The organism is Streptomyces carpinensis (assembly GCF_002154505.1).
GTDB classification, from domain to species: Bacteria; Actinomycetota; Actinomycetes; order Streptomycetales; family Streptomycetaceae; genus Streptomyces; species Streptomyces carpinensis.
In genome coordinates this window covers 1-13,723 of the sequence record NZ_MUBM01000275.1, presented here as the reverse complement: position 1 = coordinate 13,723, position 13,723 = coordinate 1, and the positions used below count along the sequence as shown (strand labels likewise).

At 71.5% G+C, this 13,723-nt stretch carries 15 protein-coding genes; 6 read left to right on the top strand and 9 right to left on the bottom strand.

Annotation, left to right across the window (positions count from 1 at the left end):
* The first annotated feature begins 72 nt into the window (after nucleotides 1–72).
* The gene (locus tag BZY54_RS33040; protein ID WP_086729005.1) at nucleotides 73–948 is read left to right on the top strand and encodes an ABC transporter permease; all 876 of its coding nucleotides are present in this window, start codon (nucleotides 73–75) and stop codon (nucleotides 946–948) included.
* Nucleotides 949–967: 19 nt separating this feature from the next.
* Here the strand turns inward: BZY54_RS33040 and BZY54_RS33035 are convergent, their stop codons facing one another.
* The gene (locus BZY54_RS33035; protein ID WP_086729004.1) at nucleotides 968–1,300 is read right to left on the bottom strand and encodes an ATP/GTP-binding protein; all 333 of its coding nucleotides are present in this window, start codon (nucleotides 1,298–1,300) and stop codon (nucleotides 968–970) included.
* A gap of 234 nt (nucleotides 1,301–1,534) precedes the next feature.
* Between BZY54_RS33035 and BZY54_RS33030 the strand changes: the two genes are divergently transcribed.
* Nucleotides 1,535–2,563: an LLM class flavin-dependent oxidoreductase gene (locus BZY54_RS33030; RefSeq protein ID WP_086729003.1), complete on the top strand. Its 1,029-nt coding sequence runs from the start codon at nucleotides 1,535–1,537 to the stop codon at nucleotides 2,561–2,563.
* An 87-nt stretch (nucleotides 2,564–2,650) separates the two neighbouring features.
* On the opposite strand, the gene BZY54_RS33025 is transcribed toward BZY54_RS33030, so the two are convergent.
* Nucleotides 2,651–3,043 carry an SCO5389 family protein gene (locus tag BZY54_RS33025; protein ID WP_086729002.1) on the bottom strand — a complete coding sequence of 131 codons (393 nt, stop codon included), beginning with the start codon at nucleotides 3,041–3,043 and terminating at the stop codon, nucleotides 2,651–2,653.
* Nucleotides 3,044–3,344: 301 nt separating this feature from the next.
* Between BZY54_RS33025 and nucS the strand changes: the two genes are divergently transcribed.
* The gene (gene nucS / locus BZY54_RS33020) at nucleotides 3,345–4,016 is read left to right on the top strand and encodes an endonuclease NucS (protein ID WP_086729001.1); all 672 of its coding nucleotides are present in this window, start codon (nucleotides 3,345–3,347) and stop codon (nucleotides 4,014–4,016) included.
* Nucleotides 4,017–4,109: 93 nt separating this feature from the next.
* Here nucS and BZY54_RS33015 read toward each other — a convergent pair whose 3' ends face one another.
* The 5 genes from BZY54_RS33015 to BZY54_RS32995 form a co-directional block, all read right to left on the bottom strand.
* Nucleotides 4,110–6,731 carry an ATP-binding protein gene (locus tag BZY54_RS33015; RefSeq protein ID WP_086729000.1) on the bottom strand — a complete coding sequence of 874 codons (2,622 nt, stop codon included), beginning with the start codon at nucleotides 6,729–6,731 and terminating at the stop codon, nucleotides 4,110–4,112.
* 316 nt (nucleotides 6,732–7,047) lie between these two features.
* Nucleotides 7,048–7,371 (bottom strand): STAS domain-containing protein, encoded by a 324-nt coding sequence (locus BZY54_RS33010; protein ID WP_086728999.1) that lies wholly within the window; start codon nucleotides 7,369–7,371, stop codon nucleotides 7,048–7,050.
* A gap of 158 nt (nucleotides 7,372–7,529) precedes the next feature.
* Nucleotides 7,530–8,378, bottom strand: coding sequence for a 3-hydroxyacyl-CoA dehydrogenase family protein (locus BZY54_RS33005; protein WP_086728998.1), 849 nt, complete (start codon nucleotides 8,376–8,378; stop codon nucleotides 7,530–7,532).
* A gap of 230 nt (nucleotides 8,379–8,608) precedes the next feature.
* Nucleotides 8,609–9,040 carry a hypothetical protein gene (locus BZY54_RS33000; RefSeq protein WP_244217463.1) on the bottom strand — a complete coding sequence of 144 codons (432 nt, stop codon included), beginning with the start codon at nucleotides 9,038–9,040 and terminating at the stop codon, nucleotides 8,609–8,611.
* 224 nt (nucleotides 9,041–9,264) lie between these two features.
* Nucleotides 9,265–10,131, bottom strand: a complete 867-nt coding sequence (locus BZY54_RS32995; protein ID WP_086728997.1) for a hypothetical protein — start codon at nucleotides 10,129–10,131, stop codon at nucleotides 9,265–9,267.
* 411 nt (nucleotides 10,132–10,542) lie between these two features.
* Between BZY54_RS32995 and BZY54_RS32990 the strand changes: the two genes are divergently transcribed.
* Nucleotides 10,543–11,553 (top strand): L,D-transpeptidase family protein, encoded by a 1,011-nt coding sequence (locus BZY54_RS32990; RefSeq protein WP_086728996.1) that lies wholly within the window; start codon nucleotides 10,543–10,545, stop codon nucleotides 11,551–11,553.
* Between the two features lie 23 nt (nucleotides 11,554–11,576).
* Here BZY54_RS32990 and BZY54_RS32985 read toward each other — a convergent pair whose 3' ends face one another.
* Nucleotides 11,577–11,765 carry a DUF397 domain-containing protein gene (locus BZY54_RS32985; RefSeq protein WP_086728995.1) on the bottom strand — a complete coding sequence of 63 codons (189 nt, stop codon included), beginning with the start codon at nucleotides 11,763–11,765 and terminating at the stop codon, nucleotides 11,577–11,579.
* The gene (locus BZY54_RS32980) at nucleotides 11,762–12,598 is read right to left on the bottom strand and encodes a helix-turn-helix domain-containing protein (protein ID WP_167414111.1); all 837 of its coding nucleotides are present in this window, start codon (nucleotides 12,596–12,598) and stop codon (nucleotides 11,762–11,764) included. Before BZY54_RS32980 ends, BZY54_RS32985 begins: the two co-directional genes overlap by 4 nt.
* A gap of 143 nt (nucleotides 12,599–12,741) precedes the next feature.
* On the opposite strand from BZY54_RS32980, the gene BZY54_RS55655 reads away from it, so the two are divergent.
* Together BZY54_RS55655 and BZY54_RS32970 are read left to right on the top strand one after the other, a co-directional pair.
* Complete coding sequence (locus BZY54_RS55655) at nucleotides 12,742–13,011, top strand: hypothetical protein (RefSeq protein WP_425276340.1); 270 nt, start codon at nucleotides 12,742–12,744, stop codon at nucleotides 13,009–13,011.
* Nucleotides 12,999–13,574, top strand: a complete 576-nt coding sequence (locus BZY54_RS32970; RefSeq protein ID WP_086728993.1) for a cob(I)yrinic acid a,c-diamide adenosyltransferase — start codon at nucleotides 12,999–13,001, stop codon at nucleotides 13,572–13,574. Before BZY54_RS55655 ends, BZY54_RS32970 begins: the two co-directional genes overlap by 13 nt.
* Nucleotides 13,575–13,723 lie beyond the last annotated feature (149 nt).

The following is a 13,723-nucleotide window of genomic DNA, read 5'->3' as shown; positions in this document are numbered from 1 at the left end:
CGCCTCCCCTGCGCCGGAGGCAGCCGCCGCCCCCGCCCCCGCAGTCGACACCACCAAGTCCGAGGACGCCCGATGAGCACGCCGCAGACTCCGATGCCGCAGGCCGCGCCGCCCGCCTGGGAGGCGGCGGCCGGTGGCCCGTACCCCGGTTACACCTCGCCGATCCCCGTCGTCCGCACCCACCTGGGGCACGCCCTCGCGTCGGAGTGGACGAAGATCAAGTCGGTGCGCTCCACGATGTGGACGCTCGGTGTGTTCGTCCTGATCGTGCTCGGGATCGGGCTGCTGACCGGCCTGGTGATCGCCAACTCCTCGTCGAACCTCTCCGGTGAGGAGAACCCGCTGTCGCTGGGGTTCTTCGGGCTGCTGCTGGGCAGCATCTGCGTCATCACGCTCGGCGTGCTGACCACGGCATCGGAGTACGGCACCGGCATGATCCGCACGACGATGACGGCGTGCCCCAGCCGGGGCCGCGTGCTCGCGGCGAAGGCCCTGGTGTTCTTCCTGCTGGCCTTCACGATCACCCTGGTGTGCACCGCGCTGGTCGCCTTCATGCAGATGGCCATGATCGACGGCAGCGGCGCCCGGCAGCCCTCCGGCGCGGAGTGGTTCAAGGGCACGGTCGGCGTCAGCCTCTACATGGCCCTGCTCGGCCTGGTCTCCCTGCTCGTCGGCTCGATGCTGCGGCACTCGGCGGGCGGCATCACCATCATGATCGGTGTCGTCCTCGCCCCGCTGGTCATCGCGCTGTTCATGTTCACGCAGTCGCTGGAGAAGGTGCGCACCGCCCTGTTCGAGTACTCCATCCCGAACCAGTTGAGCGTGTTCTACTCCAACTCCCTCACCAGTTCCGGTCCTTCCGGCTGGGACCCGCTGTGGATCATCCTGGGCGTGACGGTCGCCGCCGGCGCCGGTGCCTGGGCGCTGCTGCAACAGCGGGACGTGTGAGGCGAGAGGACTCGAGTCCCTAGAACCTGGGCGCATTACGGGACCGCTGCACCCGCGTGGTGCGGCGGTCCTTGGCGTTCCAGCACGCCTTGTGCCAGTGCCGGCGGTCGTCCACCCCGGCGTGCTCGGGCCAGGCCACCACGTGCGGGACGCCCGAGCCGATCATCTGGTCGCAACCCGGGCAGCGGTAGGTCTTGCCGGCCGCGCTGGCGCCCGCGACATGGCGCACGCTCCACTCCTCGCCCTGCCAGCTCTCCGTGGACTGCCAGCCGCCGTAACGGCTCGCTGCGTCGTCCTCGGCGCTCCGGCCGGACGAGCCGGCACCCTTGGGGCGGTTGCGACGCGGGGACACGGGACACCTCACCGGGTTCTGCGGGGGACGGGTTCTTCCCCAGCCTACGCGGCGCCGACAGGGGTACACGTCCGGAACCGAATACCCGACCAACCCCCACAAGTCCCCCTCCTGGGTGTCCGATTCCGCAGACAATCCGGAAATCCCTTCGCCATGCCGTGTCCTCGGCACGTGTCGTGGGGTTATGCCCAGTGGGGGAGCTCCGTGTCGGAGCCGAGGAAGCAGGAAGAAGCAATGCGTGTAGGAAGTTTCGTGTTGGCCGCCCAGTTCCCGGGACAGGGCCAAGGGGAGGCACTGCACCGCGCGGTCCGTACCGCCGAGGTGGCCGAGGAGGCGGGGCTGGACGCGGTCTGGCTGGCCGAGCACCACTTCGTACCGTACGGGACGTGCCCGTCGGCCATCACCCTGGCCGCGCTGCTGCTCGGCCGCACCCGCCGCCTGAGGGTGGGGACGGCGGTCAGCGTGCTGCCCACCGTCCACCCGGTCGCGCTCGGCGAACAGGCCGCGCTGCTGCACGTCACGAGCGGCGGCCGGTTCTCCCTGGGCGTGGGACGCGGCGGGCCGTGGGTCGACCTCGAGGTCTTCGGAACGGGCCTCGAAGCCTACGAGAAGGGGTTCCCGGAATCACTCGATCTGCTGGTCCGCTGGCTGCGCGATGCGTCGGTGTCGGCCTCGGGGGAACGATTCAGCTTCCGCCAGGTCCCCGTGGTGCCCCGCCCGTCGGAGGCGCTGCACGAGCTCCCCGGCCCCGAGGTCGTCGTCGCCTGCACCTCCCCGGCGAGCGTGCGGCTGGCCGCCGAGCGCGGGCTGCCCATGCTTCTCGGGATGCACGTCGGCGACGAGGAGAAGGCCGAGATGATCTCCCAGTGGCAGCGCTGGGCGCGGGCGGCCGGACGGTCCGGCGAGGAGATCCGGGGCGCCGGGCACGTCTCGGCGGGCGTCTGCCAGATCGCGGACCGGCGCACGGACGCGGTCGAGACCCTGCTGAAGGCGATGCCGGGCTGGCTGAAACAGGGCCTGGACGCACATGTCACGGTCGACGGCCGCACCCGCCGCATGCGCGATCCGCTGGCCTACACCGAGCTGCTCTGCGGGCTGCACCCCGTCGGCACCCCGCGACTGTGCGCCGACCGGCTCGCGGCGACCGCCGAGCGGACCGGCATCTCCCGGTTCGCCCTGCTCGTCGAGGGCTCGGGCGATCTCGCGGCGACCGAGGAGAACGTACGACGGCTCGGCGCCGAGGTGCTCCCCCACCTCGGCTAGAGCCCTGGCCGGCCGTCCCCGGAGGCTTGCCGCCCCGGCACTGAATGCACCTCCCGCGTGCGGAGCGGCAAGCAGGCGACTGCCCCGTCAGCAGTCCCTGAGCTCCGGCGACTGGTTGAGCAGCTGAGCGCGCACCGACGTGAACCTGGCCAGCCTCTCGTCGGCCGAGGCGTCCAGCGGGAAGACCGCCACCCGGTGGCAGTTCTGGAAGGCCAGTCGCACACCGAAGTGCCGCTGCAGCGCGCCGCGTATCGCGTCACTCGCAAGCGCACGCAGCAGCTGACCGCGTGCCTGCTCGTCCGGCGGGGGCGTCTGGTTGTCGGCGAACTCTCCGCCGTCCACCTTCAGCTGGGCCACCAGGGAGCTGATCATCTCCCATGCGTAGGGCAGGGAGGTCCGGACGCAGTCGACGAAGGCAGCTTCGTCGACCTCGCCTCGCTCGGCCTGGTCGAGTAGGGCCGGTGAGACGTCGAGCGACATGGGTTCTCCTCTCGCACCCCCGATGAGCAGGGGTTGCCGGACAGATAAGGGAGTCCGCGATACCGAACACGGTGAGTACACACATCGCGACCTCCCGTTCTCTACGGTAGGCAACGAAACGAGGGCCCACCAGGCGAATGCACGTACAGACAGGGCGGGTTGGGCACACAATCGGCCACAAGTGAACACGGATGATCCAGGGAAAAATGGGACGGCCCACAGGGGACCGGTCAACCGCCGGGCAGGGGGCTCCGGCAGCCGAATCGCGCGCGGCGCGGTGCGTCGAGTAGCGTTGCCGACCATGCGTCTCGTCATTGCCCGGTGCTCCGTCGACTACGCGGGCCGGCTCACCGCCCACCTCCCGTCAGCGCCCCGTCTGATCCTGGTCAAGGCGGACGGCAGCGTCTCGATCCACGCGGACGACCGCGCCTACAAGCCCCTGAACTGGATGTCGCCGCCGTGCACGCTGAAGGAAGGCACGGGCGACGAGGAGGGCGTGTGGACCGTCGTCAACAAGGCGGGCGAGAAGCTCATCATCACGATGGAGGAGATACTGCACGACTCCTCGCACGAACTCGGCGTGGATCCGGGGCTGATCAAGGACGGTGTGGAGGCGCACCTGCAGGAGCTGCTCGCGGACCGCATCGAGACGCTCGGCGAGGGCTACACGCTCATCCGGCGCGAGTACATGACGGCCATCGGCCCGGTGGACATCCTGTGCCGGGACGGCGAGGGACAGACCGTCGCCGTGGAGATCAAGCGGCGCGGCGAGATCGACGGGGTGGAGCAGCTCACCCGCTATCTGGAGCTGCTGAACCGCGACCCGCACCTCGCCCCGGTGCGCGGCATCTTCGCCGCCCAGGAGATCAAGCCGCAGGCCCGGGTCCTGGCGACCGACCGCGGCATCGGCTGCCAGGTGCTGGACTACGACGCTATGCGCGGCATCGAGGACGACAAGCTGCGGCTGTTCTGAGAGCGGCGGTACGGCCGACGCACGGCACCGAGGGGGCCTCGCCCGTGTGACACGGGCGGGGCCCCCTCGTCGTGCCCGGTGACCCGGGGAACCTCAGATGACCGCGTCCCCGCTGCTGCTCGGGGAACCCGATCCCGCGCCGTCGCTCGTGGGGGCGCCCGCCGAGCCGCTGGAGGTGGCGGGGGCGCTGGAGGTGGCGGTGCGGGTGGAGGCGGACCCACTGGCCGAGTCGGAGGTGTCCGGTGAGGTCGGCGGAGTCGAGGTCGGCGCAGTGGACTCCGGCGGCGTCGACGTGGGGGGTTCCGAGGTCGGCGGCGTGGACGTCGGCGGCGTCGACGTGGGCGGCTTCGGGGGGTGCGACCGCGTCGGAGTCGGCGACTTCGGCGGCCTGCTCGACGTGCCCCCGGTGCCCGGCTTCTTCGTCCCGGTCGGGTCGTCCGACGGCTGGGTGGTGTCGGCCGGCGGAGTCGGGTCGTCCGACGTGCCGTAGCTGCCGTCGGGGCCCGGATCCGTGGGGCGGCTGGTGGCTCCCGGGGTGCCGTGGCCCGTGCCCGTGCCGCCGGTGGCGCCGCCGCCCTGCGGCGGTGTGTCGGCGTTCAGGCCGCCGTCGTCCGTGCCCTGGCTGGCGGACGGGTTGACGCCGACGTTGTCGGAGGGGTCGTTGGCGTCGTTGTGGGAGGTGGCGCCGAGCGTGACCACCGTGCCGAGGACGGCCGCGAGCAGCGCGCCCGCGCCCACCGCCACCAGGTTGCGCCGGGCCAGGCCCTTGATGCCGATGCGGTGCTTGGCCGGGGCGTCCGGTGCGGAGGCGTACGAGCCGGAGGCCGAGCCCGCGGCCTGGTAGGTGACCAGCGCGGTGGTGTCGTCGCCGGGCCGCTGGAGCGCCGGGAAGGGAGCGGGGACGCCACCGGGCGGCGAGGCCGACTCCTCGGTGCGGGCGTCGGGCACCTCCTCCCCGGCCATCGCGCCGAGGTGCGGCAGGGCGGCCGGGCCCGGGGTCGTGCCGGAGCGGTCGGCGACCAGGGCGAGGGCGCGGCGGCCGGCGACGGTGCCGCGTTTGTCGGCGAGTGCGCCGCGTAGCCCGATGGAGGCCTCCAGTTCCGCGCGGGCCCGGTCCAGCAGGCCGCCGCAGAGCGCGAGGATGCCCAGTTCGTGGTGGAAGTAGGCCTGTTCGGCGACCTCGCCGGAGAGCCGGGATGCCTCCACGCCGAAGCGCAGGGCCCGTTCCCAGGCGCTCCAGTTGAGGCCCGCGGCGAACGCGGGGGCGGCGGTGCGGGCGAGCTTTACGGCGATGCTCTCCTCGCCCTCGGCGGGGGGCGTGGTGGTGGGGACGAGCAAGGCCAGCGCGGCGAGCACGGCGTCCGCCTCGGCGCCGACCCGCTCGGGCGTGACCGAGGGGTGGCCGGCCCACCAGGTGTAGTGCCGGGCGGCGGTGCGGGCCTGTTCCTCGGCGTCGTCGCCGTATCCGGCGGCCTCGAGCTGGGTGAGGACCCCGGCGGCGAGCCGGTAGCGGGAGCCGACCGGGGTGACCAGGCCGCAGGCGGCCAGCTCGCCCAGTGCGGCGTCGGCGTGGGTGTCGCCGACCAGCGCGGGCAGATGGGCCTGGTGGGGCACCTCGCCACCGAGCGCGACGGCGTAGCGCAGGGTGGCGCGCGCTGAGGCGCTGAGCCGGGAGGCGAGCAGCGGGGCGGGCGCGGCGGCCTCGCCGAGCGAGGGCAGGGGCACGTCGACGGCGTCGCCGTCGTCGAGCGGGGTGTCCGTGGGCGGGGCGTCCGCGAAGACGCCGAACTCCTCGACGGCGTTGGTGCCGGCCCGCAGCCGGTCGTGCTGCCGCAGCAGGGCTCCGGCCTGGACGAAGCGCAGGGGCAGGCCCTCGGACTCGAACCAGAGGTCGCCGGCCCAGTTGGCCTCCTCCTCGGTGAGCACCCGGCCGACGCCGCGCTCGATGACCTCGACGCCGCCGGCCCGGTCGAGGCCGCCGAGGAAGACCTCCTCGACGGCGGACTCGGCGGACGGCGCCGGCACGTCGGGGGTGACGGCGATCAGGAAGGCGCACTCGGGGGTGGCGTCGAGGAGTTCGTCGAGGGCGCTGCCGCCGAACTCGATGTCGTCCAGGACGACGACCGCACCGATCTCCTGGACGTAGCCGAGCAGTTCGTCCCGGTCCGGGCGGTGCCGGGGCGCGCTGTACACGGCGTGGAAGAGGTCGTACAGCAGGTCCGTGACCGTGCGACGGTGACCGGTGAGGCGGACGACGCCGTCGGGTGCGAGGTCCGCGCAGTCCTCGGCGACGAGGTCGAGGAGGCTGGTGCGGCCGGAGCCGGCGGGTCCGGTCAGGCGCACGGAACGGCCGCGGGCGAGCAGCCGTACCAGCCGCTCGCGTTCGTCCCGGCGCTCCAGCAGCGGCTGCGCGGACGGGGCGGGGCCGGACGGGACGGGCGGCCTGGCCGCGCGGTCGGCTTCGGCGCGCTCGGCCGCCGTGTGCCTGGACGCCCGGCCCGGGCGCTCTCCGGGCGGGCAGGCCTCTATCTCGCTGCCGTCGACGGGGTTGACGGTGAGCAGGAAATCACCGGTGACCAGTTGCACCGTGCGGGCCGGTGCCGGCGTGTGCGGTGTGAAGTCGGATGCGAGGGAGTCCCTGGGGGGCCGCCGGCCCGGCGCGTGGCCGTCGCCGTCATGGCCCATGCCCTCGGGTTCCCGGTCGTTCGGGTCCATGGGTTCCATAGGTTCCAAGCCCCCAAAAGCGTCTTGTGTGCTGGGCGGAGTCCGGCGACTCAGCCCACCCCCGGCCTTGCCGCACACCACGCTGTCGCTTCTGGTCCGGGCCCGCTCGAGGGTCGCGAGGCAGCGGGCGACCGAACCCTAAACCTTCGCACAGTATCTCCGACAGCCCGGGGTGCCGGGCCGCCCGGGACGTCACAGTCTCGTGAGGATTGCGCCCGTCGCGCGTTTCGGTGCGGTCCGCCCGGTCTCGTGCGTCGCCGGGTCCCCACCCGTACGCCCCTGCACTCTGCCCCGGGGCCGACGCGCCTCAGACGCGGGGCAGGGACTCCACGCCGATGCCGCCCTCGATGGCGAGGATGCGGTGCAGCCGGGTGGCCACCAGCAGGCGCTGCATCTGCGGCGGTACGTCGCGCAGCACCAGCCGCCGGCCGCAGCGGCCGGCACGCCGGTGGACACCCATGATCACGCCGAGGCCGGTGGCGTCCCAGGAGTCGAGCTCGGACAGGTCGAGGACCAGGTCGCCGACACCGTCGTCCACGGCCGAGTGCAGGACCGTACGGGCGTCCGCCGCGCTGCGGACGTCGAGGCGGCCCCCGACGACCACTTCGGCGTGGTCGCCCCTGATGTACATATGTGCTCCCCGTGAATGCGGTGGCGTGCTCCGTTTGACGGTTGGCTGTGCAACGTCTGACTGCTTCTGTGGCGGTGCGGTTGCTGCTTGTTGGCGAACCGATACCGAATTCACCCTGACGGGTGAGCCGCGTGGCCGCTGTGCGGTCCGGACGGGGCTTAGTGCTTGTAGAAGCCCTGCCCGCTCTTGCGGCCGATGTCACCGGCGTCAACCATCCGGCGCATCAGCTCCGGCGGGGCGAACTTCTCGTCCTGGGTCTCGGTGTAGATGTTGCTGGTGGCGTGCAGCAGGATGTCGACGCCGGTGAGGTCCGCGGTGGCGAGCGGGCCCATGGCGTGGCCGAAGCCCAGCTTGCAGGCGAGGTCGATGTCCTCGGCGGTGGCGACGCCCGACTCGTACAGCTTGGTCGCCTCGACGACGAGGGCGGAGATGAGCCGGGTGGTGACGAATCCGGCCACGTCGCGGTTGACGACGATGCAGGTCTTGCCGACGGACTCGGCGAACTCCCGTGCGGTGGCGAGGGTTTGGTCGCTGGTCTTGTAGCCGCGGACGAGCTCGACGAGCTGCATCATCGGCACCGGCGAGAAGAAGTGCACGCCGACGACCCGCTCCGGGCGCTCCGTCACGGCCGCGATCTTGGTGATCGGGATGGCGGAGGTGTTGGAGGCGAGCACCGTGTCCTCGCGGACCAGTTTGTCGAGCGTACGGAAGATCTCGTGCTTGACCTCGAGCTTCTCGAAGACCGCTTCGACGACGACGTCGGCGTCGGCCGCCGCGTCCAGGTCGGTGGTCGCGGTGATGCGGGCGAGCGCGGACTCGGCGTCGGCGGCCTCCAGCTTGCCCTTGGAGACGAACTTGTCGTACGAGGCCTTGATGCCGTCGGTGCCACGCCTGAGCGCCTCGTCGGTGACGTCCCGCAGAACGACGTCCCAGCCGGCCTGTGCGGAGACCTGGGCGATACCGGATCCCATGAGACCGGCCCCGATGACGGCGAGCTTCCGTGCCACTGACGACTCCCCTTTGAAACGACTGCACGAACCGACTCCGCGAGGACTTGCCCGCGGTTGAGGCCGGACCCACTGTTCACGTATGCCTCTTGGGCGGACACTAGCGCTCGGGAAGGGCGCCGCGGCGGAGTTAGTAACGCGTTTCACGTCTCACGGCGTGAGACGCCCGTCACGTGGACCGGGGCTCGGACAGGTCGACCGCCACAGCGGTCAGCGCAAAGCCGGGGGAATCAGGCGGCCTCGCGCCGGGTCCGTCCGTGCAGCCGCAGCCAGAACGTCTGCAACGACTCGTCCGGTCCGCCCACTTCGAAGCGGTTGCGTACCTTGCCGAGCGGATTCCAGACCCGCCCGTCCGGCATCCGCACGCCGACCGGCTGGCCGAAGCAGGCGCGCTGCGCGGCGTCGAGGTCCACCCACACCGCCCCGGCGCGGCGCACGAGCACCTCACCGACGTACGCGCCCAGTGCGAACAGCGGCTCGCGCGCCCGTTCCCGGTCGGCGCCCCCCTTGCGCAACCCGTCGACCAGGAAGTCGACCAGCCGCAGACTGGCCACCGAGTAGTCCAGCGGCAACCGGTTGCGTGCCGTCGCCCGCGCGACGAAGGCCGCCGCGTACGCCCGCATCCCGCTCGCGTCCGGCACGCGCTCGTCCGCCCCGCCCATGAGACACCGCCCCTTCGCTCGGCCCCGGGGGGCACCGAGCGGCCCCCATAGGCCCCAGCGGATCTCGCACCCGTGGTAACACGGGTCACAGGCATGCCGATTGTCACACGGGAATCTCGCTCAAGGGTCACAACCTTTGCGCGGCTCGTGCGTCTGGAACGTCAGCTGTCGCCGAAGGTTCCGGCGGTCTTCGCGGGTCGCGGCACGAGAACCGAAGCCGGTCGTCACCCCACGCCGCTCGGCAATGTCACGCTGCCGGTGAACACGCCACGGTTCTCCGCCCGTACCTCCTGGCTCACCGTGATGTCTCCACCCTGGAACGGCACGAGGAACGTGAAGGCGTACCGGTGCGACGTGATGCGATACCCGTGCGCCGCGTCCAGGTCCCACGTCTCGCTGAAGCTCCGGAGGGTGATCTGACCGTCGGTCGCCCTCACCCCCGCCTTGCGCAGCTGAGCCAGTGTGGGCTCCACCTCCCGCACCGCCTTCTTCAGCGCGGGACGGCTACGGGCGGCGGACAACTGCCAGCCGGAAGCGGTGACCTGGAGCCGCACGTCGCCGCCGCCCGCGCCGGTCACCTTCGCGCTCTTGGCGTACGTCGCGAACGCGGCCAGCTCGGCCACCGGATCCTCGACGTCGTCGGCGATCTCGGTATCGGTCAGCGGTCCCTTCTTCCACGCGCCGGCGCCTTCCTTGACATAGCCCGTGCCGCCGACGACATACACCGCCTCGGGCTTGCGCTCCCCCTTGCCGGTGGTGATCGTGCCGGTCTGCTCCAGTGCCTCGGGGGCGGTGGTGCGGTGCACGGTCGCGGCGTACGTGGCGCTGGACGGCGCCTGCCCCCGCATCACGGCGGACTCGCTGCCGCTCAGGGCGAACGTCCACCCCTTCTCGGCACCCATGGCCTGCCGGGCCCGGGCGACGAACTGCGCGGCGGTGTGCGGCTTCGACGCCGGCTCGGCCGCGTGCGACGTGCTCTTCGGCTCGGGCCGCGCCTTCGTCGTCCCCGAGGACGTGTGGTCCCTCGCGGGCTTGTCGGTGCCGTGGTTCGCGGAACATCCGGAGACGGCCACGGCGACCGCGACCGACATGACGACGACGGCGCGGTGTCCACTCGAGCGAAGACGTATCCCGGACAGCACGAAGCGACCCTTCGACGGAGACGGGTTCGATGGCGGCCCGGTTATACATCAACCGCGGACGCGAGCACGAGCTCTCGGACGTATGAGCACAAACCGTCGCCACCCGTGCCGCCGCCACGCCACCTGCGCCGGCATGCCGCCCCGACCGGAACGCGGCCGTCACCCGAGACTGCGCCACGCACCCGCCCTGGGCGCCCTTCGTCCGAATTGTTCCCAGGATGGCAGTCGAGTGCTCCGCTGCTGTGTAACCGGCCCGGTTTCGCGGGGCCTGTGGGGCCTCTGCGCCAGTGTGTTCTGGTCGTGCGCCCTCGCCCGTGCTCGTTCCCGTTCCCGTTCCCGTTCCCGACGAAGGGTTCCTTCGTGCTGCCCGAATTCTCTGCGCTGTCCGTACGTTCCCGTCGGTTCGTCGTCGCCGCGGCCGTCGGAGGGGCACTGCTCGTCGCCTCCGGATGCGGGAAGGAGGACGGCGGCGCCGGAGCCGAACAGGTGGCGGCGGACGTGCAGGACGACTCGGCCGACGCGAGTACTTCGGCGAGTGGCTCTCCGAGCGCGTCGGCGTCCGCGTCCGTTTCCGCCCCCGCTTCGGCCTCCGCCTCTGCCAAGGCGAACGGCAGCGCCTCTCCGAGCACGAGCGCGTCCGGCGCCGCGGGCTCCGGGAAGGCGGGCGGTGGCAGTGACAGTGGCAGTGACAGTGGGACGGAAGCCGCCGGAACGGCGGGCGGATCTGGGAGCAGCTCCGGGAGCGGTACCGGGCAGGGCTCGGGCGGGAGCAGTGCTCCGGACTTTCCCGTCCCCGTCGAGGTCGGCGACGCCACGCAGGTGATCACGGTGAAGGCGAGCGGCTCGTACGCCACGGTCACCACCTGGGCCAAGAGCTCGGCCGGGTGGCAGTCGCAGTTCAGCACGAGCGCCGGACGCGTCGGGTCCAACGGTGTGACGAACGGGGCGACCCGGCGACAGGGGACGTACACGACACCCTCGGGGACGTACACGATCACCGAGGGCTTCGGTGTGGAGTCGAGCGGTACGAGCATGCCGTACCACAAGGTCGGCTCCGACGACTGGTGGGTGGAGGACCCGGAGTCGAAGTACTACAACAGCATGCACGGCGAGGCGGGCGCGGACTTTCCGCTCACCGAGGCCGGCGACCGGGGCAGCGAACACCTGATCGACTACCCCACCCAGTACGCCAAGGCCCTCGTCGTCAACTTCAACCGGTGGCCCGCCACGCCCGGTCGCGGGGCCGGTATCTTCCTGCATGTCAAGGGGTCAGGCGCGACCGCCGGGTGCGTGTCGGTGCCGAGGGCCACCATGGACCAGATCATGGGCTGGATCCAGCCCGGCGCCCACCCTCGCATCGCCATCGGCTGACGGGCCTGTACGGCCGGAGCCGACTACTCCGGCCGTCCGGCCAGCCCCAGGAACGCCGCCCAGGCGGCCGGCGCGACGGTGAGGTGCGGGCCCGCCGGGTTCTTGGAGTCACGGAGGTGGACGGCGGCGGGGTGGACGGCTACTTCGAGGCAGTTGCCGCCTTCGTCGCTGCTGTGGCTGGACTTGAACCACTCATGTGCCGTGCCGTTCATGCCCCTCCCAGGAGACGGTCCAACAAGTCCCTCGTGTCCTCGGGGGTGAGGGCCTGTGACCGCAGCATCGCACACTTCTGGTTGAGGATCGCCACCTCGTTCGGATCGGTGATCAGTTGGCTGCCGCGATGGCCCTCCGTGTAGGCGAGCCGCTGGTGTTCGGGTGTCTCCAACAGGACAAAGGGACCAGCGAGCCCCGCGTGGGTGGTGCGCGCCAGGGGCAGGACTTGGACCATGAGGCCCGGGAGTTCGGAGCATGCACGCAGGCGCCGCACCTGCTCAGTCCAGACCTCTCGGCCCCCGAGCGGGGCCCGCACCACCGGCTCCCAGACCACGAAAGACGTGATCGGCGGCTCCTTGCGATGCAGGATCGCTTGACGTTCGATGCGTGTCGCCACCAACCGCGCAATCGTGTCCTCGTCGTAGACCGGGACGCGGCTGCGGAAAACAGCCCACGCATACGCCTCCGTCTGCAGCAGACCAGGCAGCACCTGGTTCTCGTATGACGAGATCGCAACAGCCTCCCGCTCCCGGTCCAGATACTCCTCCGCCCACAATGGAACGAGATCCACCTCCGGCATGTACTTCAGCGCCTCGCTCAACGCCCCTTTGGTGTCGAGGAGTTCGTCGAGACGCTCCGCGAGGTCCGGCTTCAGGGGCCGTCTGCCCTGCTCGATCGACGCGATCTGCTGCTCGCCGACGACGAACCGCTCGGCCAGCGACCGCTGCGTGTACCCGGCGGCCTCGCGGAAGACGGCGAGCAGCGCGCCCACCATCTTCATCGCCGAGGCGTTCCTGCGCGCCCTGGACCGGGGCCGTGTCGTGGTGCCCATACGGTCGAACTCCCCACCACCGTGCGTACGTTCGCTGTCGCACATCCGTGCAGAGCGGCTGTACGGATGCGCGCACTGCTCCATGATGACCACGGAGCGTGACCCTCGTCCGGTGAACGGCGAAACCAGACTCCTTTCACCACGTGAGCGGTTCGACGTACTTCCTGCTGCGGCTGCTGCCGTACGACGGCGGCGGCCTGCGCGTCGAGGTCCACGACAGCGGGGACGGTGTGCCGGCCGTCCCGCGGCCGGACGCCGGGGAGCCGGAGGTGGGCGGGGCGCAGCCCCGGCAAGGTGGTCTGGTGCGAGTTCACGGAACGGTGAGACGCAGGCCACGGGGGCGCCGTGACCGTGGGCACACCGGCGTGCCGTACGGCCGGGGCGTAACTACGCTGGCCACATGGTCAATCTGACGCGCATCTACACCAAGACCGGCGACCAGGGCACCACCGCCCTCGGAGACATGAGCCGGGTCGCCAAGACCGATCTGCGCATCGCCGCGTACGCCGACGCCAACGAGGCTAACGCGGTGATCGGCACGGCGATCGCGCTGGGCGGCCTCGACGAGGAGATCGTCAAGGTCCTCACCCGCGTCCAGAACGACCTGTTCGACGTGGGTGCGGACCTGTCCACGCCGGTGGTGGAGAACCCGGAGTTCCCGCCGCTGCGGGTCGAGCAGTTCTACGTCGACCGGCTGGAGGCGGACTGCGACCGCTTCAACGCCGAGCTGGACAAACTCCGCTCGTTCATCCTCCCCGGGGGCACTCCCGGCGCGGCCCTGCTGCACCAGGCGTGCACGGTGGTCCGCCGGGCCGAGCGGTCGACCTGGGCCGCCCTGGAAGTGCACGGCGAGGTGATGAACCCGCTCACCGCCACCTACCTCAACCGCCTGTCGGACCTGCTGTTCATCCTGGCGCGGACGGCGAACAAGGAGACCGGGGACGTGCTGTGGGTGCCGGGCGGGGAGCGCGGGTGACGCCGGACCGAGGGTGACACCGGGCGCGGCGGGAAGCGCCGACGCGGTTCCCGCGCGCGGTCTCCCCGTCCGGCCGGCGGCCTCAGCGGTCGGCGTCGCTCGCCGCGTCCCGGTCGGCCGCGGCCACCGCGGACTCGGCCGCGTCCACC

Bases quoted from the DNA above. Each gene is read 5' to 3' on its own strand.
- BZY54_RS32995 (WP_086728997.1), bottom strand. From the start codon at position 10,131: ATGTCGGTCGCGGTCGCCGTGGCCGTCTCCGGATGTTCCGCGAACCAC.
- BZY54_RS32985 (WP_086728995.1), bottom strand. From the start codon at position 11,765: ATGAACGGCACGGCACATGAGTGGTTCAAGTCCAGCCACAGCAGCGAC.
- BZY54_RS32980 (WP_167414111.1), bottom strand. From the start codon at position 12,598: ATGGGCACCACGACACGGCCCCGGTCCAGGGCGCGCAGGAACGCCTCG.
- BZY54_RS33025 (WP_086729002.1), bottom strand. From the start codon at position 3,043: ATGTCGCTCGACGTCTCACCGGCCCTACTCGACCAGGCCGAGCGAGGC.
- BZY54_RS33040 (WP_086729005.1), top strand. From the start codon at position 73: ATGAGCACGCCGCAGACTCCGATGCCGCAGGCCGCGCCGCCCGCCTGG.
- BZY54_RS33015 (WP_086729000.1), bottom strand. From the start codon at position 6,731: ATGGACCCGAACGACCGGGAACCCGAGGGCATGGGCCATGACGGCGAC.
- BZY54_RS33030 (WP_086729003.1), top strand. From the start codon at position 1,535: ATGCGTGTAGGAAGTTTCGTGTTGGCCGCCCAGTTCCCGGGACAGGGC.
- nucS (WP_086729001.1), top strand. From the start codon at position 3,345: ATGCGTCTCGTCATTGCCCGGTGCTCCGTCGACTACGCGGGCCGGCTC.
- BZY54_RS33010 (WP_086728999.1), bottom strand. From the start codon at position 7,371: ATGTACATCAGGGGCGACCACGCCGAAGTGGTCGTCGGGGGCCGCCTC.
- BZY54_RS32970 (WP_086728993.1), top strand. From the start codon at position 12,999: ATGGTCAATCTGACGCGCATCTACACCAAGACCGGCGACCAGGGCACC.
- BZY54_RS33000 (WP_244217463.1), bottom strand. From the start codon at position 9,040: ATGGGCGGGGCGGACGAGCGCGTGCCGGACGCGAGCGGGATGCGGGCG.